The 21017-nt window shown below is 73.1% G+C and carries 18 protein-coding genes; 4 read left to right on the top strand and 14 right to left on the bottom strand.

Annotation, left to right across the window (positions count from 1 at the left end; all coding sequences use genetic code 11):
* The first annotated feature begins 65 nt into the window (after positions 1-65).
* Positions 66-1712, top strand: a complete 1647-nt coding sequence (locus AB0A74_RS29705; RefSeq protein WP_358254545.1) for an acyl-CoA dehydrogenase family protein — start codon at positions 66-68, stop codon at positions 1710-1712.
* A 111-nt stretch (positions 1713-1823) separates the two neighbouring features.
* Entirely contained in the window at positions 1824-3041 is a 1218-nt protein-coding gene (locus AB0A74_RS29700; RefSeq protein ID WP_358254543.1) for a serine/threonine-protein kinase, read from the top strand.
* Here AB0A74_RS29700 and AB0A74_RS29695 read toward each other — a convergent pair.
* Together AB0A74_RS29695 and AB0A74_RS29690 are read right to left on the bottom strand one after the other, a co-directional pair.
* Entirely contained in the window at positions 3038-3922 is an 885-nt protein-coding gene (locus tag AB0A74_RS29695; RefSeq protein WP_358254541.1) for a Gfo/Idh/MocA family oxidoreductase, read from the bottom strand. The genes AB0A74_RS29700 and AB0A74_RS29695 overlap by 4 nt on opposite strands.
* 51 nt (positions 3923-3973) lie before the next feature.
* Positions 3974-6163 carry a M9 family metallopeptidase gene (locus AB0A74_RS29690; RefSeq protein WP_358254539.1) on the bottom strand — a complete coding sequence of 730 codons (2190 nt, stop codon included), beginning with the start codon at positions 6161-6163 and terminating at the stop codon, positions 3974-3976.
* Positions 6164-6253: 90 nt separating this feature from the next.
* Here AB0A74_RS29690 and AB0A74_RS29685 point away from each other — a divergent pair, with 90 nt between their 5' ends.
* The gene (locus tag AB0A74_RS29685) at positions 6254-7210 is read left to right on the top strand and encodes a LysR family transcriptional regulator (RefSeq protein WP_358254537.1); all 957 of its coding nucleotides are present in this window, start codon (positions 6254-6256) and stop codon (positions 7208-7210) included.
* A gap of 3 nt (positions 7211-7213) precedes the next feature.
* Here AB0A74_RS29685 and AB0A74_RS29680 read toward each other — a convergent pair whose 3' ends face one another.
* From AB0A74_RS29680 to AB0A74_RS29640, 9 genes are all read right to left on the bottom strand, one after another.
* The gene (locus AB0A74_RS29680; RefSeq protein WP_358254535.1) at positions 7214-8611 is read right to left on the bottom strand and encodes an aminopeptidase P family protein; all 1398 of its coding nucleotides are present in this window, start codon (positions 8609-8611) and stop codon (positions 7214-7216) included.
* Entirely contained in the window at positions 8608-9609 is a 1002-nt protein-coding gene (locus AB0A74_RS29675) for a proline racemase family protein (RefSeq protein ID WP_358254582.1), read from the bottom strand. Before AB0A74_RS29675 ends, AB0A74_RS29680 begins: the two co-directional genes overlap by 4 nt.
* 2 nt (positions 9610-9611) lie before the next feature.
* Entirely contained in the window at positions 9612-10511 is a 900-nt protein-coding gene (locus tag AB0A74_RS29670; RefSeq protein ID WP_358254533.1) for a dihydrodipicolinate synthase family protein, read from the bottom strand.
* Entirely contained in the window at positions 10508-11791 is a 1284-nt protein-coding gene (locus AB0A74_RS29665; RefSeq protein ID WP_358254532.1) for an FAD-dependent oxidoreductase, read from the bottom strand. The genes AB0A74_RS29670 and AB0A74_RS29665 overlap by 4 nt, the downstream gene beginning before the upstream one ends.
* Positions 11788-12045 (bottom strand): (2Fe-2S)-binding protein, encoded by a 258-nt coding sequence (locus AB0A74_RS29660; RefSeq protein ID WP_358254530.1) that lies wholly within the window; start codon positions 12043-12045, stop codon positions 11788-11790. Before AB0A74_RS29660 ends, AB0A74_RS29665 begins: the two co-directional genes overlap by 4 nt.
* Positions 12042-13181, bottom strand: coding sequence for an FAD-binding oxidoreductase (locus AB0A74_RS29655; RefSeq protein WP_358254528.1), 1140 nt, complete (start codon positions 13179-13181; stop codon positions 12042-12044). The genes AB0A74_RS29660 and AB0A74_RS29655 overlap by 4 nt, the downstream gene beginning before the upstream one ends.
* Before the next feature lie 62 nt (positions 13182-13243).
* A complete protein-coding gene (locus tag AB0A74_RS29650) occupies positions 13244-13798 on the bottom strand; it encodes an XRE family transcriptional regulator (RefSeq protein ID WP_343931675.1) in 555 nt (184 codons plus the stop codon).
* Between the two features lie 229 nt (positions 13799-14027).
* Positions 14028-14405, bottom strand: coding sequence for an STAS domain-containing protein (locus tag AB0A74_RS29645; protein ID WP_343931676.1), 378 nt, complete (start codon positions 14403-14405; stop codon positions 14028-14030).
* Between the two features lie 115 nt (positions 14406-14520).
* A complete protein-coding gene (locus AB0A74_RS29640; RefSeq protein WP_358254525.1) occupies positions 14521-15768 on the bottom strand; it encodes an SGNH/GDSL hydrolase family protein in 1248 nt (415 codons plus the stop codon).
* A 135-nt stretch (positions 15769-15903) separates the two neighbouring features.
* Here AB0A74_RS29640 and AB0A74_RS29635 point away from each other — a divergent pair, with 135 nt between their 5' ends.
* Entirely contained in the window at positions 15904-17181 is a 1278-nt protein-coding gene (locus AB0A74_RS29635) for a PHB depolymerase family esterase (RefSeq protein WP_358254523.1), read from the top strand.
* Positions 17182-17499: 318 nt separating this feature from the next.
* Here AB0A74_RS29635 and AB0A74_RS29630 read toward each other — a convergent pair whose 3' ends face one another.
* From AB0A74_RS29630 to AB0A74_RS29620, 3 genes are all read right to left on the bottom strand, one after another.
* Entirely contained in the window at positions 17500-18678 is a 1179-nt protein-coding gene (locus AB0A74_RS29630) for a hypothetical protein (protein ID WP_358254521.1), read from the bottom strand.
* Entirely contained in the window at positions 18678-20192 is a 1515-nt protein-coding gene (locus AB0A74_RS29625) for a hypothetical protein (RefSeq protein WP_358254519.1), read from the bottom strand. The genes AB0A74_RS29630 and AB0A74_RS29625 overlap by 1 nt, the downstream gene beginning before the upstream one ends.
* 228 nt (positions 20193-20420) lie before the next feature.
* Positions 20421-20843, bottom strand: coding sequence for a hypothetical protein (locus AB0A74_RS29620; RefSeq protein ID WP_358254517.1), 423 nt, complete (start codon positions 20841-20843; stop codon positions 20421-20423).
* Positions 20844-21017: the final 174 nt, after the last annotated feature.

Here is a 21017-nt window from a genome sequence, read left to right as displayed (position 1 = left end):
CACCCCGGCATCCTACCTGTATTACAGTCTTGCTGCGGTCGAACTAGAAGCGTAATACTGAGGTCATGGTCCTGCCGCTGACGCCCTCGTCCGCCACCCACGAGGTCACCAACCAGCCGCCGCCGCTCGCGCCCTACGACGCGTCCGCCGACGCGGCCCTGCTGGAGGGCCTGCGCCGCGAGGGCGCGGGCTGGTTCGAGGACGACCTGCGCCGGCTGGGGCGGCACGCGGGCAGTCGGGAGGCCCAGCGCTGGGCCGAGCAGGCCAACACCTTCGACCCCGTGCTGCGCACCCACGACCGGTACGGCAACCGGGTGGACGAGGTGGACTTCCACTCCAGCTGGCACGACCTGATGCGGGTCGCGGTCGCCGAGGGCAACGCGGCGTCGGCGTGGGCGGACCCCCGCCCCGGCGCGCACGTCGCCCGCTACGCCGGACTGCTGGTGTGGGGCCACACCGAGGCCGGCCACGGCTGCCCGATGGCCATGACCTACGCCGCCGTCCCCGCCCTGCGCCACGAACCGGCCCTCGCGGCCCGCTACGAACCGCTGCTGACCAGCCGCGTCTACGACCCGGGCCTGCGCGAGCCGACCACGAAGCGCGGCCTGCTGGCCGGCATGGGCATGACCGAGAAGCAGGGCGGCTCGGACGTCCGCGCCAACACCACCGTCGCCACCCCGACCGGCGAGGACGGCGTCTACACCCTGCGCGGCCACAAGTGGTTCACCTCCGCGCCCATGTGCGACCTGTTCCTGGTGCTGGCCCAGGCCCCGGGCGGCCTGTCGTGCTTCCTGGTGCCGCGCGTGCTGCCCGACGGGACCCGCAACACCTTCCGCATCCAGCGCCTGAAGGACAAGCTCGGCAACCGGTCCAACGCGTCGTCGGAACCGGAGTTCGACGGCACGGTGGCGTGGCTGGTCGGGCCCGAGGGCCGGGGCGTGAAGACCATCATCGAGATGGTCAACTGCACCCGCCTGGACTGCGTGTCGGGCTCGGCGGTGCTGATGCGCAAGGCGTTCGTGGAGGCCCTGCACCACACCCGGCACCGCTCGGCGTTCGGCGCGAAGCTGGTGGACCAGCCGTTGATGCGCAACGTCCTGGCCGACCTGGCGGTCGAGTCCGAGGCCGCGACCACCCTGACCCTGCGGCTGGCCGGCGCGGCGGACCGGGCCGTCCGGGGCGACGAGGGCGAACGGGCGTTCCGGCGGATCGCCACGGCCATCGGCAAGTACTGGGTGACCAAACGGGCCCCGGTGTTCGCCGCGGAGGCGTTGGAGTGCCTCGGCGGGAACGGGTACGTCGAGGACTCGGGCATGCCCCGGCTCTACCGCGAGGCCCCGCTGAACTCCATCTGGGAGGGGTCGGGCAACGTCAACGCCCTGGACGTGCTGCGCGTGCTGGGCAAACAGCCGGCGGCGGCACAGGCGTTGCTGGCCGAACTCGCGCTGTCCCGGGGCGCGGACCCGCGCCTGGACGCCGCCGTGGACGAGGTCGCGGCGGCTCTGGCGTCCCCGGCGGACGTCGAGGTGCGGGCGCGGCGCCTGGTCGAACGCATGGCGCTGGCGTTGCAGGCGTCCCTGCTGGTCCGGCACGCGCCGAACGCGGTGGCCGACGCCTTCTGCGGGTCGCGCCTGGGTGGCGGCGGCTACGCCTTCGGCACCCTCCCGGCGGGCACCGACTTCGCCGCCATCCTCGACCGGGCGTCGTACTAGCCGCAGGTCGAGCGCAGGGCGTCGCGGGCCCGGCGGCGGTGGTCGCCGCCGCGCGGGCCGGCCCGGGTCGGCAGGAGTTTGAGCCGTCAACAGCCAGGGCACCCGGTTGGCGTGACCGTCCAAGCCTTCCGTGGCCCCCTGCTGGCCGACCGTTACCGGCTCGACGGGCTCGTCGGGGCCGGCGGCATGGCCCGGGTCCACCGGGGTTGGGACGTCCTGTTGCGGCGGCCCGTCGCGGTCAAGCTGTTCCCCGGGGTCGAGGACGCGGTCACCGAGCGGCGGATCGAGAACGAGATCCGGACGCTGGCCGCCCTCTCCCACCCCGGCCTGGTGGCCGTCTACGACGCGGGCACCAGCGGCGGCACGCGGTTCGTCGTGATGCGGCTGGTGGAGGGCCGGACGCTGCGGGCGGAGATCAACCGGGGGCCCCTGGCGTTGAGCGAGGTGCGCCGGCTCGGCGCCGCCATCGCCGACGCGCTGGCCCACGTGCACGCCCACGGCGTCATCCACCGGGACCTCAAGCCGTCCAACATCCTCCTGGACGCCGACCGCGAACCCCTGCTCGCCGACTTCGGCCTGGCGCTGACCAGCGGCGCGGACCGGGTGACGCTGTCGCAGCAGGTCGTCGGCACCGCCCCCTACCTGGCGCCCGAGCAGGTGCGCGGCGGCGCGATCGGGCCCGCCGTCGACGTCTACGCGCTGGGCCTGGTGCTCCTGGAGTGCCTGTCCGGCCGGACCGAGTACGACGGCGGCGGGGTGGAGGCGGCGGTCGCGCGGCTGCACCGGCCCCCGCACGTCCCCAGCCACCTGCCCCCGGAGTTGGTGCGGCTGTTCTCGCTGATGACGGCCATGACGCCGAAGCGGCGGCCGACGGCGGAGGAGTGCGCCCGGGTCCTGCGCGACGGCGCGCCGCCACCCGTGCCGCTGCCGCGCCCCGCCCAGCCCACGCGGCGGCTGGAAGCCCCGGCCGCCCCGGAGAGCGCCGACCCGAACGCCCCGGCGGCGAGCGCCGACCCGGACACCCTGGCCAGCGTCGAGGCCGTGCCGGACGCGCCGCAGTCCGCGCGCCGGTGGCTGATCTCCGGGTCCCTCGCGGCCGTGCTGGGGCTGAGCGGCCTGGCCTGGTCGATGATCGACACCGCGCCGCCGGCCGCCTCGCCGCCGGAGACCGCGAAGGTCGTCCCGGTGCCCGTCGCGCCGCCCACCCTCGTGACCACCCGGGTGGTGCAGCCGGTCGCCGAGACGCGGCAGGAACCCGCGCCCGCGGCGTCCGCCGGCGAGAAGGACAAGCACAAGGGCAAGCCCGGCAAGGGGAAGGGCAAGGGCTAGAGGCCCGTCACGACCCGTTCGCACAGCTCGTGGGTGGCCAGCGCGTCGCCCGCGTCCAGCCGCGTGCCGGACCGGACCGCGTCGAGGAAGTGCCGGCACATGCCGGCCATGCCCCGGCGCTGCGCCACGGGCGTCCAGTCGTCGCCGCGGCGGGTGGTGGGCGCGCCGTCGTGATCGACCACCACGGTCAGGTCGTGCACGTCGCGCCGGTGGTTCCCGCCCGCGACCTGGAGGACTTCGCCACCCGACCCGCTCGCCCGGTTCATGATCGCCAGCCCGGTGAACCCGGGCGCCGCCAGCCGCAGCACCACGTGCCGCAGCACGCCGTCCACGACGGACCCGTGCACGTCCGCCTCGGCGTCGTCGGGTGCGAACAGCCGCAGGGTGTCAACCAGGTGGATGAAGTCGTCCAGCACGACGGTCCGCACGTCGCCCGTCCCGCCGTGCCGGTCCTTCTGGAGCACGACCAGGTCACGCGGCACGCTCAGCGCGTCGAGGTAGGCGGGCGCGAAGCGGCGGTTGAACCCGACCATCAGCGACCGGCCGCGGGCGCGGGCGAGTTCGACCAGGGCGCGGCTCTCGGTGATCGAGTACGACAGCGGCTTGTCCACGAAGACGTCCACGTCCGCCTCCAGCAGGCGGGTGACGATCTCGGCGTGGCGCTCGGTCGGGGCGTGCACGAAGGCCGCCTTGATCCCCGCGTCGAGCAGGCCGTCCAGGGTGGTGTGGCGGTGCGCGACGCGGTGGGCGTCGCCGATGCGGTCCAGCTTGGCCCGGTCGCGGGTCATCAGGTGCGGGTCGAGGCCGGGCAGCGCGGTCACGACGGGGAGGTAGGCCTTGCGCGCGATGTCGCCGAGGCCGATCACGCCCACCGGGAGCATCGGACACCTCCAAAGGTCTGGACCAATCGTGACCGCGCCACCCTAGCCCGCCTAGTACTCGGAGGACACGGTCACCCCCGCACAGCCCTGCTTGCCGTGCAGGCTCACGAAACCGTAGCCGGACGGGGGAGCGGTCACCGTGATGGCCTCGCTGGTGGCGGTGCCGGTGGAGCGGTGCGTGTACGCGGTGGTGGTGGCCCAGGTGGCGCGGTTGAAGTACAGGTCGCAGTCACCGGTGCCGCCGCTGGCGGTGATCTTGAGGCTCGTCACGCCCGCCGGCACCCAGAGGTACAGGTAGTCGTAGTTGCCCGGCGTCGCCGACCGGTTGCTGCGCACGCAGTCCTCGCCCAGCGCGCGGGTGTCGTCGGCGGTGCACTCGGCGTCGCAACGACCCGACGCGCACGCGGAAAGCCAGCTGTACCAATGGGTGTCGTACTTGGTGCCGATGGTGGACTTGACGTAGTCGCGCGCGACCTGCCACTGACCGGTGCGGTAGTAACCCAGGATGGTGTCCACATCGGACCGGTGGTGTTGCAGCAGGTACCGGACCGCCAGATAACCCCACGGGTACACGCGGGTCACACCGTGGTCGTAGGTCGTGTCGAACAGGGTGCTGAGCGCGTAGGTGCGCTTGCCGGCTTCATTGAGCGCGTTCTGGTAGACGACACCGCGGTAGTGGTACGAGATGTACTCCGCGAAACCTTCGACCCACCACACCGTCGGCGTCTGCATACCGGCGGTGAAGTCGCCGTGCATGGTGAAGCGGCCGTCGAGGTAGTGCGTGTACTCGTGGTTGAGGTTCCAGATCTCGAACGCCGGGCGCAGCCAGTCGGCTTCGTGCGCGATGAACCGGGGCAGGTTGCCCGCGGCGGCCGGGTCGCCTTCCAGGTACATGCCACCGTTGTTGGTGTCGATGCCGAACATCGGTCCCGCGTAGGTGCGGTAGTCGCGCGCGGAGTCGAAGACCACGACCTCCAGCAACGTGTTGTTGTCGTCGGCGACCGGACCGCTGTCCTTGGCCACGGCGTGGAAGTAGGCGTCCTGGTCGCGCAGGCTTGCGCACGTTCCGGCCAGTTCGGTGGTGCTCATCGCCTGGGCGCGGATGCGCAGGGTCGGGCCGCAGGAGTGGTTGATCGGCAGGATCGCGTTGGCGAGCTTGGTTTGCAGGTCGCACACGTTGTAGTAGGCGCACTGGGCCTTGTCGTAGGCGTCGGCCATCGAGGCGACAGCGACCCACAGCGCGCCGGTCGGACCGGTGATCGTGGACCGGTCGAGCAGGTCGCGGGCGCGCGGGCGGACGTCCGGGCGCAGGGCTTCGTGCCGCAGGAACCGGCCCAGCTCGCTGCCCGCGTTGGACACGAGGTAGGAGCGGTCGGTGCCCAGGAGGCCGGCGTTGCGGACCGCGAAGCCTTGCAGCGACTCGAAAACGCGGCGGTCGGCGTGGACGGCCATGACGAACTCGGGGAGCTGGTGCCCGCGGAACAGGATCGTGTAGGCGTTGTTGACCGCCGCGAGCATCGCGGGGAACGCGTTGTACGTGCTGTCGTACCGGTCGAGCAGCCTGCGCACGAGCGGGAGGTGGCGGGCGTTCTCCTGCGCACTGTCCACCAACGTGACCGCCTCCGACAGCACCTCCCCGTTGGCCTGGGTGACGTCGGCGGCGCGGGGGTTGGCGAAGAACGCGTCGAGCGCGGGCCGGATCGCCTGGGTCAGCGCGGGACCGTACTGGCCGACGTCGTCCGGGTGGTACCACTGCACGTAGTAGCCCGCGCGCAGGAACAGCACGAGCTGAGCGGTGGACGAGCGGTTGTCACCCGCGTAGGTGGCGGCGTCGGCGCGCAGGGCGTCCGCCACGGACACCATCTGCGGCTCGCGGAAGACCTTGTTCGCGTCGCCGCCGGTGAGCCCGAACAGGGTGTTGACGCACGCGGTCGTGGCCGCCTTCACCGCTCTGACAAGGGCGGAGCCGGTGACCGCGAAGTCCGAGACCGCGCACGCCTCCTCGACCCCGGCGGCGCGGGACCGCGGCAGCTCCACCGGGCGGACCGGTCGCCGCTCGGCGGTGACCTCCCCGTGCGCGACGGTCGTGGGTTCGGCCGTCCGCTCGGGCGGCACGGAAAGCCGCTGGATCGTGGCGTCGTGGCGCGGCTCGGCGTTCGCCGGTGTCGGCAGCATTCCGGCCGTCGCGGCCAGCACAGCCAAGAATAGTGACCGCACGGCGGTCGTGGTTTTGGGTCGCATCGTTCCTCCGCGGGCAGGGTCAGCGGCGTGCGGAAAAGCGTCCCAACGCGGACCTGGCGCGGCAATAAGCGGCGACGATAACATTCGTTGATGGAGCTGGAACTGCGGCACCTGCGGGCGATCTGCGCCATTGCGGACGCCGGCAGCCTGTCCAAGGCGGCGGTGCGCCTGGGCGTGTCCCAACCGGCCCTGACGATGTTGCTGGCCCGGGTCGAGGACCTGGTGGGCGGTCGCCTGTTCGTCCGGGACCGCTCCGGCGCGCGACCCACCGAGCTGGGCGAAACCGCGCTGCGGCAAGCCCGGTTGCTGCTCGCGGACCTGGACACCTTCGCCGCCGACCTGGCCGCGCGGTCCGCGAGCCCCCGCTCACCCCGGATCGCGACGGCCCACCTGGCGTGCCTGTCCAAGATCGTGGACGCGCTGGAAAAGCACTTCCCGGCCGGCGACCCGACGGTCCGGGTGGAGCCTTCGACGCTCGTCCTGTGCAACCTGCTGGAACGTTCTCACGTCGATCTGGCCGTAATCTGCCAACTGGACAACCAGGAACTCCCGTTGCCCGCCGACATCCCGCGCCGGACGATAATCCCGAAGTTCCCGTTCTTCATCGCCCTGTCCCACGCCCACCCATTGGCGGCCAACCCGGAAATAGCACTGGAGGACCTGGCCGACGAGCGCTGGATCTGCCCGCCGGGCGCGGACGACGGCTCCCTGGCGTCCCTGCGGGCGATGTGCCGCAAAGCGGGGTTCACCCCGAAGATCCGCTTCCACGCCCCCAGCGGCGGGGCGTCGGACCTGATCGCCGCCGGCCACGCCGTGCGCCTGGTCGAACCGGGCAGCCGGTCCCAGGCGTGCGCGATCCGGCCGCTCAAGGGCGACCCCAGCACGGGCCGCCTGCTCCTGGCGTGGCGCCGCCAGGCCTTCCCGGAGGAGACGATCAGGGCCCTGTGCCACGCGATCGGCGCCGCGTACACGACCCACGCCGAGGAGACCGCCACCTACGCCCGCTGGTGGCGGTCCCACCCGGAAGCCCATCCCTGGACCGCGTGAGCGTCACCGGCGGGCGGACACCCACGCCTCCAGGCCCGCCGCGTCGCGCGGCAGGGCCGACGACAGCATGTGGTTGCCGCTCGCGGTCACCACGAGGTTCTCCTCGATCCGCACGCCGATGCCGCGCAGCTCCGGCGGCACGGTCTCGTCGTGCGGGTGGAAGTACAGCCCCGGCTCCACGGTCAGCGCCATGCCCTCCTCCAGCGGCCCCTCGTGGTATGCCTCCGGCGAGGAGTTGGCGCAGTCGTGCACGTCCAGCCCCAGCAGGTGGCCGATGCCGCACACGATGTAGCGGCGGTGGTGCTGCCCGTCGTCGTCCAGCGACTCGTCCACCGACACCGGCAGCAGGCCCCAGTCGTGCAGGCCGACCGCCAGCACCCGCATCGCCGCGCGGTGGAACTCCCGGTACGGCACGCCGGGCCGGACTTCCGCCAGCGCGGCCTCCACCGCCGCCTCGACCAGGTCGTGCACCTGGCGCTGGGCGTCGGAGAACACGCCGGACACGGGCAGGGTGCGGGTGATGTCGGCGGTGTAGAGGGTGTTCAGCTCGACACCGGCGTCCAGCAGCAGTACGCCGTCCTCGGGCACCGGGCCGTCGTTGCGGACCCAGTGCAGGACCGGCGCGTGCGGCCCGGCGGCGACGATGGAGGCGTAGCCGGGGCCGTTGCCGGCGGTGCGCGCCCGGCGGTCGAACGTGCCCTGCAACCAGCGCTCGCCGCCGCCCGCCACGGCGGTCTTCAGCTCGGCGGCCACGTCGGCGAAGCCCTCGACGGTCGCGTCGACCGCCGCCTGCAGCTGGCCGATCTCCCAGTCGTCCTTGATCCGGCGCAGCTCGGCCAGCACCCGGCGCAGCTCGGCGCTGTGCCCGGCGAGGGCGTCCAGCAGCGGGTCCACGCCGCCGGTCGCGTGCACGAGCGGCAGCCGGCCGCGCAGCGCGGAGGGCAGGTCGTGGATGGGCCGGCACTTCACGCCCAACGCGGCCGACCACTCGGCCAGGCCCGGCACGGGACCGATCCACAGCTCGCCGTCGCGCGCGTTGGCGAAGAAGTCCGCGTCGTCGGGGCCGGCGGGCTCGCGCAGGAACAGCTCCGCGTCGCCGTCGGGGTGCAGCACCAGCACCGCGCCCTCGGCGTTGCACCCCGTCAGCCACGAGAAGTCGCTGTCGGGGCGGAACCCGTAGTCGGTGTCGTTGGACCGCACCGGCGCCCACCCCGAGGCCACCGCGACCCGCACCCCGGGCAGCACGGCCCGCAGCTGCTCGCGGTGGCGGGCGGCGGCCTCGGCGGCGCCGGGGGCCAGGCGGACCGCGCGGTCGCCTGCTCCCCAGCCGCCGCGGACGAAGTCGCGGAAACCGGTGGCCTCGGTCAGCCTGCTCGGGTCGCGGCGGGCGGGTCTGGTCACAGCGTGAACCCCTTCGGGAACGGATCGGTCGGATCGAGGAGGTACTGTGCCATGCCGGTGATCCACGCCCGCCCGGACACCGTCGGCAGCACGGCCGTGGTGGACCCGAGCGTGGTCTCGCCGGTCAGGCGGCCGGTGAAGCGGGTGCCGATGAACGACTCGTTGACGAAGTCCTCGGCCAGCCCCAGCTCGCCGCGCGCGTGCAGCTGCGCCATCCGCGCGCAGGTGCCGGTGCCGCAGGGGGAGCGGTCGAACCAGCCGGGGTGGATCGCCATCGCGTTGCGGGAGTGGGCGCCGTCCGCGCCGGGCGCGGTGAACTGCACGTGCTTGCAGCCGGCGATCCCCGGCTCGGTGACGTGCACCGGTTTCCGCTGCTCGTTGATGGCGTCCATGATGGACAGACCGAGGCCGAGGATCTCGTCCTTGTGCGCCCGGTCGAACGGGATGCCGAGCTGCTCCAACGGCAGGATGGCGTAGAAGTTGCCGCCGTAGGCCATGTCGTAGGTGACCTCGCCCACTGACGGCACGGTCACCACCGCGTCCAGCTCGTGCGCGTACGCGGGGACGTTGCGGATCGTCACGTGCAGCGCCCGCCCGTCGCGCACCGCCACCTCGGCCAGGACCAGCCCGGCGGGCGTGTCCAGGCGCACGGTCGTGACCGGCTCGACCACCTCGACCATCCCGGTCTCCACCAGCACGGTCGCCACGCCGATGGTCCCGTGCCCGCACATCGGCAGGCACCCGGACACCTCGATGTAGAGCACGCCCCAGTCGGCGTCCGGCCGGGTCGGCGGTTGCAGGATCGCGCCGGACATGGCCGAGTGGCCGCGCGGCTCGTTCATCAGGAACTCGCGGATGTGGTCCAGGTGCGCCATGAAGTGCAGCCGCCGCTCGGCCATGGTGGCGCCGGGGATCACGCCCACACCGCCGGTGATGACGCGGGTCGGCATGCCCTCGGTGTGGGAATCGACAGCGCTGAAGTAGCGGGCGGCCCGCATCGTCACAACACCTCCAGGGCGCGGCGCAGGTCCTCGTCCAGCCGGGCCCGGTGCTCGGGCGTCAGCGGACCGCGCGGCGGTCGGCACGGGCCGCCGTAGCGGCCCACGTGGTCCATGGCGTACTTGATCGCCTGCACGAACTCCGTCCGCGAGTCCCACCGGAACACCGCGACCAGCGCCTCGTACAGCCTGCGCGCTTCGTCGAGCTTCCCCTCGCGCGCCAACGTGAACAGCCGCACCGACTCGGCGGGGAAGACGTTCGGGAACCCCGCGAACCAGCCTTCCGCGCCCATCAGCACGCTTTCCAGCAGCACGTCGTCCGCGCCGGCGACCACGGCCAGGTCCGGCGCGGTCTCCCGGATCTCCAGGACGCGCCGAGCGTCGCCGGAGAACTCCTTCACCGCGACGACGTTGTCGATCCGCGCCAGTTCCGCCAGCAGCGACGGCGTCAGATCGACCTTGGTGTCGATCGGGTTGTTGTAGACCATGACCGGCAGGCCGACCGCCGCGACCTCGGTGAAGTGGTGCACGACCTCCGCGCGGCTCGCCCGGTACATCGTCGGCGGCAGGCACAGCAGGCCGTCCGCGCCGTCCTCGGCGGCCAGCTCCGCCCAGTGCCTCGCCTGGTGCGCGCCCGGCCCGTGCACGCCGACCACGACCAGCCCCCGGCCGCCCACGGCCTCGACGGCGGTGCGGGCGACGGCGCGGCGCTCGGCGTCGGTGAGCGCGGAGTATTCGCCCAGCGACCCGTTCGGACCGACGCCCCGGCAGCCGTTGTCCACCAGCCACCGGCAGTGCTCGGCGTACCGGTCGAGGTCGGGGCGCAGCCCGGCGGGCGCGCCGGGGTCCTCGGCGTAGGGCAGGGCGGTCGCGACGACCACGCCGGTCAGCCGTTCGGTCATGGCGCTCCTTCGGGGGGCGTGAGCGGGGTGTCGGCGAGTTCGCCCAGGCGCAGCGGCGCGGCGACCGGGCGGCGGGAGAACCGGTCGGCGTCGTACGGGACGCCCGCCAGCTCGGCGGCGTTGCGCAGGCACACCCGGCCCTGGCACAGGCCCAGCCCGACGCGGCAGGTCAGCTTGAGCGACCGCAGCCCGAGCGCGGCGTGCCCGTCCACGGCGGCGCGCAGCGCGGCCAGGTCCACCTCTTCGCACCGGCACACCAGCGTGTGCTCGTCCGGCCACGTCCGCCAGCCCGGTCCGACCGCGTGCACCCGGTCCAGCGCGGCGGCGAACACCCGCCCTCGGCGAGCGGTCCTGAGGATCGCGGGGGAGGGTGTGCCGCCGGCGGCGCGGGTGCCGGCGATCTCGCCCTCGGCCCGCGCGAGGTCCGCGCCGCCGATGCCGGTGATCTCGCCCGCCGCGTAGACGCCCGGCACGGAGGTCGCCTGCTCCTCGTCCACGCGCACGAACCCGTCGCGCACCGCGCACCCGGCGGCGACCGCCAGCTCCAGGCGCGGGGTGAAGCCGAACCCGACGCACACCGCGTCCACCTCGACCCGGCGCTCGGTGCCGGGGCGGACGCGCCAGTCCCGGTCCAGCCTCGCCACGGTCACGGCGGTCACCCGGTCGTGGCCGTGCGCGGCGATCACCGTCGAGCGCGCCCGGTAGCGCGGCAGGACGGCTTTGTAGCGGGCGATCTCGGCGAGCTTCCCGCGCCCGGCGAGCACCCCGACCGGTTCCCGCGCCCATCGCAGGGGACTGCCGGCTTCCAGCACCGCCACCACGTCCACGGCGAGCCCGCGCAACGCGTCCGCCACCGGCAGCAGGAACGGTCCGGTGCCGGCGACCACGACCCGCCGGCCGACCGCCACGCCGTGCGCCTTGGCCATCGCCTGCGCCGCGCCCGCCGTGACGACGCCCGGCAGGTCCCAGCCGGGGAAGGGCAGGGCGCGGTCGTGCGCGCCGGTCGCCAGCACCAGGGCGTCGCAGTCCAGCACGCGCGCCACGCGGTCGGGCGCGTCGGCGGGACCGGTGCGCAGGTGCAGCCGGGTGCCCTCCACGGCCCACACCGTGGTGTCGGCCAGGTGCTCGACCCCTTGCGGCACGACGACGTCCTCGCCCCGGTGGTACTGGCCGCCCGCGCTCGGCTCGGCGTCGACCAGGACGGTCGAAGCGCCGTGGCGCGCCGCCGCCCGTGCCGCCGCCAGCCCCGCCGGGCCCGCGCCCACCACCACGACCCTCATCGCGGCAGCTCCGCACCGTGCTGGGTGCGGATGTCGTCGCCGTCGGCCAGCACGCGTTGGCAGGCCCGCACGTCCGGCACCCCGTTGACCACCACCAGGCAGTCGAAGCACACCCCGATCCCGCAGAACAACCCGCGCGGACGGCCACCGCCCCGCGTGTCCCGCCAGGCCGGGCGACCGGCGGCCAGCAGCGCGGCGGCGACCGTCTGCCCCGGTCGCGCGGGGACGGCGGTCCCGTCGACCGTGACCTTCACGCGGCCATCACCTCCGGTCGGTCCACCCGGAACGGCTCCGGGTCCACGTGCGGTTCGCGTCCGGTGAGCAGCTCGGCGACCAGCAGCCCGGTCGCGGCGGCCAGGCCGATGCCCGCGCCCTCGTGACCGGTCGCGTGCCACAGGCCGGGCAGCCGCGGGTCCTCGCCGATCACCGGCAGGTGGTCCGGCGCGTACGGGCGGAACCCGCCGTAGGCGCGCATGACCGGCACCCCGGCCAGTCCGGGGAACAGGGTGACCGCCTTGCGCGCCAACGCTTTGAGCACCGGCACCTCGAACCGCTCGGCGAACCCGACGCGCTGCCGGCTCGACCCGATCAGCACCGTGCCGGCGCGCGTGGACTCGACCACGCCCGAGGTCTGGAGGGCGGCGTCACCGGAGGCCACCGCGCCGACGTAGTCCGCGTCGTACACCTTGTGCCGCACCACGGGCGGCAGGGGAGCGGTCACCAGCACGATCCCGCGCCGGGGCATGATCCGCAGCGGCGCCTTGGCCGTCAGGGAGCCCGACCACGGCCCGCACGCGTTCACCACGGCGTGGCACGGGATGGTGCCCCCCGGGGTCCGCACGCCGGTCACCCGCCGGTCGCCTTCCACATCGGACACTTCGACGAACGGCGTGGTCCCGCCGCCGCGTCGGCGCACGGCCGCCAGCAGCGTGGTCGCCGCCAGCACCGGGTTGAGCTGGGCGTCCTCGGCGTAGTGCACGGCCGTGGCGACCTCGGGCGTCAGGTGCGGTTCGAGGGCACGGGCCTCGGCGGGGCTCAGCGGGCAGGCGTCCACGCCGACGTCCCGTTGGGCGCGGGCGAAGCGGTGCAGCGGCTCGACGGCCTCCGGGGTCGTGGCGACGACCAGGCCGCCCTTCTCCTCCCACTCCACGTCGGCGTCGAGTTCGGCCAGGAGCCGGGGCCAGCGCTCGCGGGAGGCCCGCGCGAGGGCCAGTTCGGGGCCGGGTTCCTTGTCCGACACCAGGACGTTGCCCTCGCCCGCGGCGGTGGTGCCGGCGGCGAGCGGGCCGCGGTCGAGCACGAGCACGCGCAGCCCGGCGGCCGTCAGGGCCTCCGCGCACGCCGCTCCGACGATCCCCGCGCCGACGACCACGACGTCCGGGTGTGCCACGCTGCTCACCACCGTTCACTAAACTGAACGCCGCTGAGCGTAGGTTCGCCGGTGGCGGAGCGTCAAGCCTTGGGGTACTCCAGCATCAGCACGGAGGTGACCGGTCCGCCGACGGTCTCGTAGACGTGCGGGACGTCGCCGGGGTAGCAGACGTAGTCGCCCGGCCCCAGCTCGAACTGCCGCCCCTCCGGGCCGACCCGCAGCACACCCGCCGTGACCACGACGTGTTCCAGCCCGGGGTGGCCCTCGGTGCGCTGCACCTCGCCCGGGCGGACGCGCTGGTCGTAGATCTCCAGGACTTTGTCGGCGAGGTCGAGGCGGCGCAGCAGGCGCAGGTCCACGGCGTTGCTGCTCAGCACCTCCACGTCCGCCGACCGGACCAACACCACCTCCGGCACGGACCGTTCGGTGAGCAGCTCGGACACGGGCACCTGCAAAGCGTTCGACAAACTGAACACTGTCTCGATGGTGGGGTTCCCGGTGCCCGCTTCGAGCTGCGACAGCGTCCCCTTGGCGATCGACGACTGGCGGGCGAGTTCGGACAGCGACCACCCCCGCGCCTCGCGCAGCGCTTTGATGTTGACCCCGAGCACTTCACCGGCACGAGCGGCACCCATGCCCGCAGATCCTGCCGTACCGCAGGTCAGCCCGGGTACAGTGCCGTCGTTCCCAGGGGTGCTCGTGGTGATCGAGCCGGACGCGGACCCGCGGGCGTACGAGGGCAGCGCCGCCGGGTACGGGATCGCGGACCTGGTGGAGCTGACCGGCGTGGACGTGCCCGATCGGGGTCGCGGTCAACCGGTCCGCCGACCCGCAGCGGGTGCAGCCGGCCGCGTTCCCCCGCGACTAGTCCGTGCGCTGCCGGGGAATCTCCAGCGCGCGTTCCACCGACGGCAGCACGGTCAGCACCGTGCCCAGGTCGGTCATCTCGATGGGCCGCAGCACCGCGCGGTGCCCCGCGACCAGCCGCAGCGCGGTGCCCCGGCCCGCGCACCGCAGGTGGTGGGTGAGCATCAGCGACAGGCCCGACGAGCCGAAGAACGTGACCCCACCGAGGTCCACGACGACCGGCGCGGGCGGTCGGACCAGGTCTTCCGCCTGCCGCAGGTGGCCTTCGAGCACGGCGGAGGTCTCCTGGTCCAGCTCGCCGGACACGTGCAGCACCACGGCGGCGCCGCGGACGTCGCGGTGCACCTCGAAGAACTCCGGAGCCGAGTCGAGCATCAGGCGTCCTCCATCGCGACCGTGACGCCGCTGTCGGGCAGGCTGCCTGTTTGAACCCGCACACCCGAGCGTACGAGCCGCCGTGCCGGTTGTCACTCCGGAACGACGCGGCGGCTCACCGGAACCAGCGGGTGGGCACGGCGTCGGCCAGCGCCTGGTAGCCGGCGGGGTTGAGGTGCAGGTGGTCGCCGGTGTCGTAGGCCGGGTTGAGCCGGCGCGGGTCCCCCGGGTCACGGGCGGCCCGGTCGAAGTCGACCACGCCGGCGAACGCCCCACCGGTGCGGATCCACTCGTTGACCCGCTGCCGGGCGCGCTCGCGGTGGCCGTCGGGGTCGTCGTAGCCGGTGTTGCCGCCGAACGGCGTGATGGTCGCCCCGTACACCCGCAGCCCGACCGACCGGGCGACGATCTGCTCGTAGGCGGCGATGAGGTCGTCGGCGACCTGCTTCTGCGCGGTCTCGGTGGCGGGCGCGGTGCCGATGTCGTTCACCCCTTCGAACACCAGCAGCGCCGTCACTCCGCTGGTGGCCAGGACGTCCCGGTCCAGGCGGGCCAGGAGGTTGGGGCCCAGGCCGTCGTTGAGGACGCGGTTGCCGCCGGCGGCCTGGTTGAGCACCGCGGTGCGGGCGGTCGGGGGGTCGTCCCGGAGACGGGCGAGCAGGCGGTCCGGCCAGCGGTCGTTGCCGTTGGTGGTGGAGCCCCGGCCGTCGGTCAGGGAGTCGCCGACGATCGCGACCGCGCCGCCCCGGCTGAGCACCTCGACGCCGCTGAGGAAGTACCAGTGGTCGGTGCGAGTCGCGCCGGGCAGGTCGTCGGCGGTGACGTGGTTGCCCGCGAGCAGGTGCGACGAAGTGCGTGAACCCGGGTGGGAGGTGATGTTGTTCGACGCCTGGCCGTCGGCGAGGTAGGTCGTGACGGTCAGGTTCGCCCGCGCCGCCAGCCGGAAGTCGACCGGGTCGGACACGACCTGCGCGCCCACCGGGACGACGGTCGAGGCGCGGCCGTTGAACGTGACCGGGCGGGTGCTGCCGGGCTGGACCGCGCTGACCCCGGCTTGGCCGTCGGCGGGCAGGGCGACCGAGACGGCGGTGATCGGGAGGGCCGTGCCGCCGAACGCGTTGGAGAACCGGAGCCGGATCTTCTCGCCGCCGACCGAGACGTGCACTGTTTGGCGCAGCGTGGCGTCCTTGAGCACCAACCCGTCCTGGGTGAACGGCGCGGGCGGCATGTTGTGCGGCTCGGTGAGTTGCGGCATGGACGTCCACGTGTGGGTCCACGCGCGGGGCCGGTCGGCGGTGGCGGGAGCGGACGTGACCGCCGCCGCGGCCAGGACGAGGGCGAGGACGGACGTCGTTCGACTCACGGCGACCTCCTGATCGACAGTTTCTCAATATGACCAGAAAGTTTCGGCCGTGGGCAAGCTCGAATGGTCCATTTGAGACCCGAAACAGAACGAAACTTCTTGTGTCGAATATGATCAACTGCGAATAGTTGGTCCATGAAGACATTAGGCGCATTGCTCGCGGCACTGGTCGCCGTGACGGCCGCGCTGCTGGTGCCCGGCCCGCCCAGCGCGTCCGCGGCGACGCTGACCGAGGTCACCGGGTTCGGGACGAACCCGTCGAACCTGCGCATGCACCTGTACGTGCCGGACCGCGTGCAGGTCAAGCCGCCGGTGCTGCTGGCCGTGCACTACTGCACCGGGTCCGGCCCGGCGCTGTACTCCGGCACCGAGTTCGCGCGCCTGGCCGACCAGTACGGGTTCATCGTGATCTACCCGTCGGCCACCCGCAGCGGCAACTGCTTCGACGTGTCGTCCCCGCAGGCGTTGCGGCGCGACGGCGGCAGCGACCCGGTCGGCCTGATGTCGATGGTCCGGTACGTGGTGCAGCGCCACAACGGCGACGCCGGGCGGGTGTTCGTCACCGGCATCTCGTCGGGCGCGATGACCACCAACGTCATGCTCGCCAACTACCCGGACGTCTTCCAAGCGGGCGCGGCGTTCGCCGGCGTCCCGGCCGGGTGCTTCGCCACCACCGACGGGTCGGGCTGGAACAGCGCGTGCGCCAACGGGACCGTGCTGCGCACGCCGCAGCAGTGGGGCGACATCGCACGCTCGGCGTACCCCGGTTATACCGGTGCCCGCCCGAGGATGCAGCTGTGGCACGGGACGAACGACGACACGTTGCGGTACCCGAACTTCGGCGAGGAGATCGACCAGTGGACCAACGTCCACGGCGTCTCGACGGTGCCGACCTCCACCGACTACCCGCAGCCCGGTTGGACGCGGACGCGCTACGGGACCGGCGTCGAGGCGATCTCCCTGCAGGGCGTGGGCCACAACATCATGGCGTCGGGCATGGCGTTGCGCGCCATCCAGTTCTTCGGCCTGGACTCGGGCGTTCCCACCACCACGACCACGACCACGACCACCACCACGTCCGACCCCCAGCCGGGTGGCCCGTGCCGGGTGACGTACTCGGTCAACGCGTGGAACACCGGCCTGACCGCCTCCATCACCATCGCCAACACCGGGACGAGCGCGGTCAACGGCTGGTCGCTGGGCTTCACCCTGCCGGCGGGCCAGACCATCACCGGCGGGTGGAGTGCGACGTACGCGCCGACGAGTGGTGCGGTGACGGCGAAGAACGTGTCGTACAACGGGACGATCGCGGCGGGGTCGTCCGTCCAGATCGGACTCCAGGCGACGCACACCGGTGACGCCGGGAAGCCGACCGCGTTCACGTTGAACGGAGCGAGCTGCACCGTGGCCTGAGGGCGGCGGTAGCGGCAACCGGCCGAGGACGGTCCCCGTGTCCGAGCGGGCAGGACCGGGGACCGCGCGGACCTCCAGGGCGGGTCCGCGAGCCGGGCTGGTGCAGACCCGGCTCCTCGGCCGATCCGTCAGCGGCACGTCGCCGATCTTTCCGGTACGGTGGTATTCGCGCAGGTCAGCCCCCTCCGGGCGGCCTTCCCGCCACACCACCCGATCGAGTGACATGCAGGATCCGCGACTTTCCGCCGACTCGCGCGTCCCGTAGAGAGGAAGGAACGCGGGAAGCCGGCCGGGGTCGCCGAAGCCGGCCGGGGTCGCCTAGGTGGACCTCGTGGACTTGGCGGACTTGGTGGACTTGGCCGCGGCTCGGGCGCGGGCCCGGTAGCCGGCCAGGACGTGCTCGCTGAGCAGGTGGCCGAAGCCCGCCTGGTCCAGGCGGAGCCCGAAGGCGTGCGCGGTGGTCCCCAGGGACTTCGCCGCCGTCGGCAGGTGCCAGTCGTGCGAGGCCAGGGTGTTGAGCAGGTGGCCCCGGCGGATCTGGGACTCGGACAGGCGGAAGGTCTTCAGGTACGCCGTGCGCCCCCGCTGGTCGGTGATGACCTCGCCGATGTGGTTCTCCTCCTTCGGCCGGAAGCCCGGCAGGAAGCGGCACAGGGTGAACCGGCCGGCCTCGTGGACGCGGCGGATGTCGTAGGACGCGTCCAGCAGGCCGCCGGCCATGGTGGTGGCGTGGAACGCCGCCCACTCGGCCGACTGGCGGTTCGCGGCGGCGCGCAGGTCGTCCAGCGTGCGCACGTGGGTGTCGTCCAGGCGCGCGGTGAAGGCCGGGACCGGCGCGGACAGCAGCGCGTAGTGGTGGACCAGTTCGCCGTACATGTCCAGCAACAGCGTCGCGTGCAGGGTCCGGTAGTCGTCCGGGTGCGGGACGACGAACGCCGCGGCGAGCGCGTCCGCCACGTACAGCACCACGCCGCACTGGTCCGGGTGGATCTCGAACAGCTTGAGCGCGTCGGCCAGGCCCTCGACCCGCGCGCCGGCGTAGGCCTGCTCGGCGCGCGGCGACAGGCCGCGGCGGATCGCGCGCTGCGACCACTCCTCCCACAGCACGGTCGGGCCGTTGAAGTGCAGGGCCAGGTAGCCCTCCATCGCCAGGTGCAGCGGCAGGAAGCGCAGGCGGTCGCGGTCCTCGCGGCGGGCCATGCGGCGGTGGAAGCGCAGCCGGCACGTCGACGCGGGCGCGGTCGCGGCGGGCGACGTCAGGTCGGTGCCGAAGGAGGCCTCGGGGGAGTCCGACCACGTCGCCACGAAACCGTGCGGGATGTACGCGGTGTAGGCGGCCTCCTTCGGCAGGGTGACCACGGCCGGGTCATCGCCGTACAGCCGGGTGTGCAGGCGCAGGTCCGTGATCGGCCGGTCGCGGACCAGCGGCACCAGCCGGACCGCGCCCCAGACCTGGGCGGGCAGGGCGGTCAGGCCGCTGAGGTCGAGGGTGGCCATCAGGAGGGCTCCAGGAAGCGGGTCACCCGGTCGGTGAAGTGGGCGCTCAGGCTGGCGTAACCGGCCCGGCCCTCGGTGAAGCGGGCGAACTCGACCAGTGTGGGCAGGTCCTCGGCGTTGCGGATGCCGACCGACGGGACGTCGCGGGTGAGGCGCTTGACGTCGTAGTCGCCGGCGTCGTACACGGGGTTGAGGTGGATGGCGCTGACCCGGTTCGTCGGGTCGATGTTCCCGCGCCACACGCGGAGGACCTCGCCGGCCAGTCCCGGCGGGGCGTTGTCCCAGCCGTCGGAGATGATCAGCAGGCGGTCCGGTTCGTGGGACAGGGCGTCCAGGATGCGGTGCCCCAGCGGCGTCGCGCCACGGGGGTGGGCCATCAGCGGGTCGGTCGCGCCGGACGTCCACAGTGGAACGAACTCGGCCGCCAGCGCCTCCAGCAGGAAGTGCCCGGCCACCGCCACCGCGAGCGGGCGGCGACGCTTCACGCCGGAACCGTAGGAGGAGAAGCTGTCGTCCAGCACGGCGGCGACACGTCCCCACTGCCCGGCGTTGCGCCCGGCGGTGCGCCGGGCGGCGGCGCGGAGCGCGTCGGTCAGCTCGGCGCGGCGATTCACGCGGTCGGCGAAGGACAGGGACAGGACGTAGGTCGCCAGGCGGGTGAGCGGCATGGCGGCGAGGTCGGTCCCGGTGTTCGCGGACTCGCGCAGGCGCAGGGACTCCAGGCGGGTGAGGTTGGGCTTGATCTTGGCCAGGAAGGCCGGCCGGGCGATGCCGTGCTTGGCCGCGAAGCCCTCGGCGACGGTGTAGGGGAGGTCGTAGACGGCGGCCTGCTCGTAGTGCGCGCGACGCCAGCTTTCGAGCAGCGGGGTGCGGAACCGGCCGGGGGAGGCGGTGCGGAAGAGGAAGGTCCCCAACTCGTCGGCCAGCACGGCGTCGCGCGCGGCCGTGTTCGTCGGGCCGGCGTCCCGGGCGCCGGTGTCGGTCGCGCCGGTGTCGGTCGCGCCGGCGTCGGTCGCGCCGGCGTCGGTCGGGCCGGCGGTGATGCGGGTCGGGGTGAGGTGGGTGTGGCGGAGTGCCCGCTTCAGGCCCTGGCGGTACTTGACGGCGTCGAAGGCCTGGTCGGGGCGGGCGGCGAGCCAGTCGCGGATGATCGCCCGGGTGCGCCGGTTGTTGACGCCCGCTCGGCGCAGGTCGCGGAACAGGTCGTAGACGCGCTGCGGCGGCATGACCGCCAGGCGGCGGGCGATGAGGCGACCTTCGAGCGCGCGCTGAGCCGGCGTGGCCTCGGCGGACGTGGCCAGGAGGCGGCGGGTGATCAGCGCCGCGTTGAGGTCGTTGATGTCCAGCGCGAGGACGGCGGCGTAGAGGTCGCGGTAGTTGCCGGCCACGTACTCGTGCAGGAACTCCAGCGACGCCCGCTGCTCGGCGGCCTGGCCGTGGAACTCCCGTTGGCCGGTGGACGTGGTGGCCGCGTTGACGAACATGACCATGTCTTCGGCCGTCAGGCGGTCCATCACGTCTCCGGTCGGTGGTGTCTGGGGCCGACCGGGGAATGGGAGCGCGATCAACGAAGCATCGCTTCAAAGGCGGGTTCCGGAAGTCGCACTGGAGTCCCGCGGTCGGCCCGCACACCGTAACAGCGGCCACGGCCTCCGTGACCTGCATTTTACCGAGATGTCCCGAGTAGATGACCAACACAGATGATCAGAGCATGTGACCGCCGCAGGTGATCACGACAGGTTTCAGGGGTTCAGTTCGTGGCCGGGCTCGTCGGGGGTGGTGTTGCGTTCCTTCATCTCGGCCTCGTAGACGTGGGCCACGCCGCCCATGAGGTCGTCGCGCACCTTGCGCTCCCACTCGCGGAAGACGGAGTAGTAGGTGTCCTCGTAGTCCTCGATGAGCTGGAACGTCCACCGGCCGGGCACGACGTTGCGGCCGATCAGGTGCCGTTCGAGGCCGTCGGCGAGGGCGGTGTGGCCAGCGTCGCGCAGCAGCTTCGCGGCCTTGATCAGCTTGGCGTCGCCGCTGCCGGTCAACTGGTGGAACTCGAACAGGTGGCCGCGCGCGCGTTCGGTGGTCTCCAGGGCCTCGGTGAGCGCGCCTACGGCTTCCACCGTGGCGTCGTCCACCCCTGCCGGGCGTCGGTGCTCGACTCGGTCGCTCATGACCACCGGAGTATCCGGCGGACGGGGTGGTCATGCCGGCGGAAGGCGAATGCGTGACGTTGCTCGCCCCTAGGAGCTGCCGGCTCGTGGGTGACCGCAGGACAGTGGATGGCTGGGCGCGCGGGCGGCGGGCGGCGGGCGGCGAGGCGGCGGGCGGCGAGGCGGCGGGCGGCC

Source organism: Saccharothrix sp. NPDC042600, assembly GCF_040647305.1.
GTDB lineage: Bacteria > Actinomycetota > Actinomycetes > Mycobacteriales > Pseudonocardiaceae > Actinosynnema > Actinosynnema mutabilis.
This window is presented reverse-complemented; position numbering and strand designations above follow the sequence as displayed.

Bases quoted from the DNA above. Each gene is read 5' to 3' on its own strand.
- AB0A74_RS29705 (WP_358254545.1), top strand. From the start codon at position 66: ATGGTCCTGCCGCTGACGCCCTCGTCCGCCACCCACGAGGTCACCAAC.
- AB0A74_RS29695 (WP_358254541.1), bottom strand. From the start codon at position 3,922: ATGCTCCCGGTGGGCGTGATCGGCCTCGGCGACATCGCGCGCAAGGCC.
- AB0A74_RS29690 (WP_358254539.1), bottom strand. From the start codon at position 6,163: ATGCGACCCAAAACCACGACCGCCGTGCGGTCACTATTCTTGGCTGTG.
- AB0A74_RS29685 (WP_358254537.1), top strand. From the start codon at position 6,254: ATGGAGCTGGAACTGCGGCACCTGCGGGCGATCTGCGCCATTGCGGAC.
- AB0A74_RS29675 (WP_358254582.1), bottom strand. From the start codon at position 9,609: ATGCGGGCCGCCCGCTACTTCAGCGCTGTCGATTCCCACACCGAGGGC.
- AB0A74_RS29670 (WP_358254533.1), bottom strand. From the start codon at position 10,511: ATGACCGAACGGCTGACCGGCGTGGTCGTCGCGACCGCCCTGCCCTAC.
- AB0A74_RS29665 (WP_358254532.1), bottom strand. From the start codon at position 11,791: ATGAGGGTCGTGGTGGTGGGCGCGGGCCCGGCGGGGCTGGCGGCGGCA.
- AB0A74_RS29650 (WP_343931675.1), bottom strand. From the start codon at position 13,798: ATGGGTGCCGCTCGTGCCGGTGAAGTGCTCGGGGTCAACATCAAAGCG.
- AB0A74_RS29645 (WP_343931676.1), bottom strand. From the start codon at position 14,405: ATGCTCGACTCGGCTCCGGAGTTCTTCGAGGTGCACCGCGACGTCCGC.
- AB0A74_RS29635 (WP_358254523.1), top strand. From the start codon at position 15,904: ATGAAGACATTAGGCGCATTGCTCGCGGCACTGGTCGCCGTGACGGCC.
- AB0A74_RS29630 (WP_358254521.1), bottom strand. From the start codon at position 18,678: ATGGCCACCCTCGACCTCAGCGGCCTGACCGCCCTGCCCGCCCAGGTC.
- AB0A74_RS29625 (WP_358254519.1), bottom strand. From the start codon at position 20,192: ATGGACCGCCTGACGGCCGAAGACATGGTCATGTTCGTCAACGCGGCC.
- AB0A74_RS29620 (WP_358254517.1), bottom strand. From the start codon at position 20,843: ATGAGCGACCGAGTCGAGCACCGACGCCCGGCAGGGGTGGACGACGCC.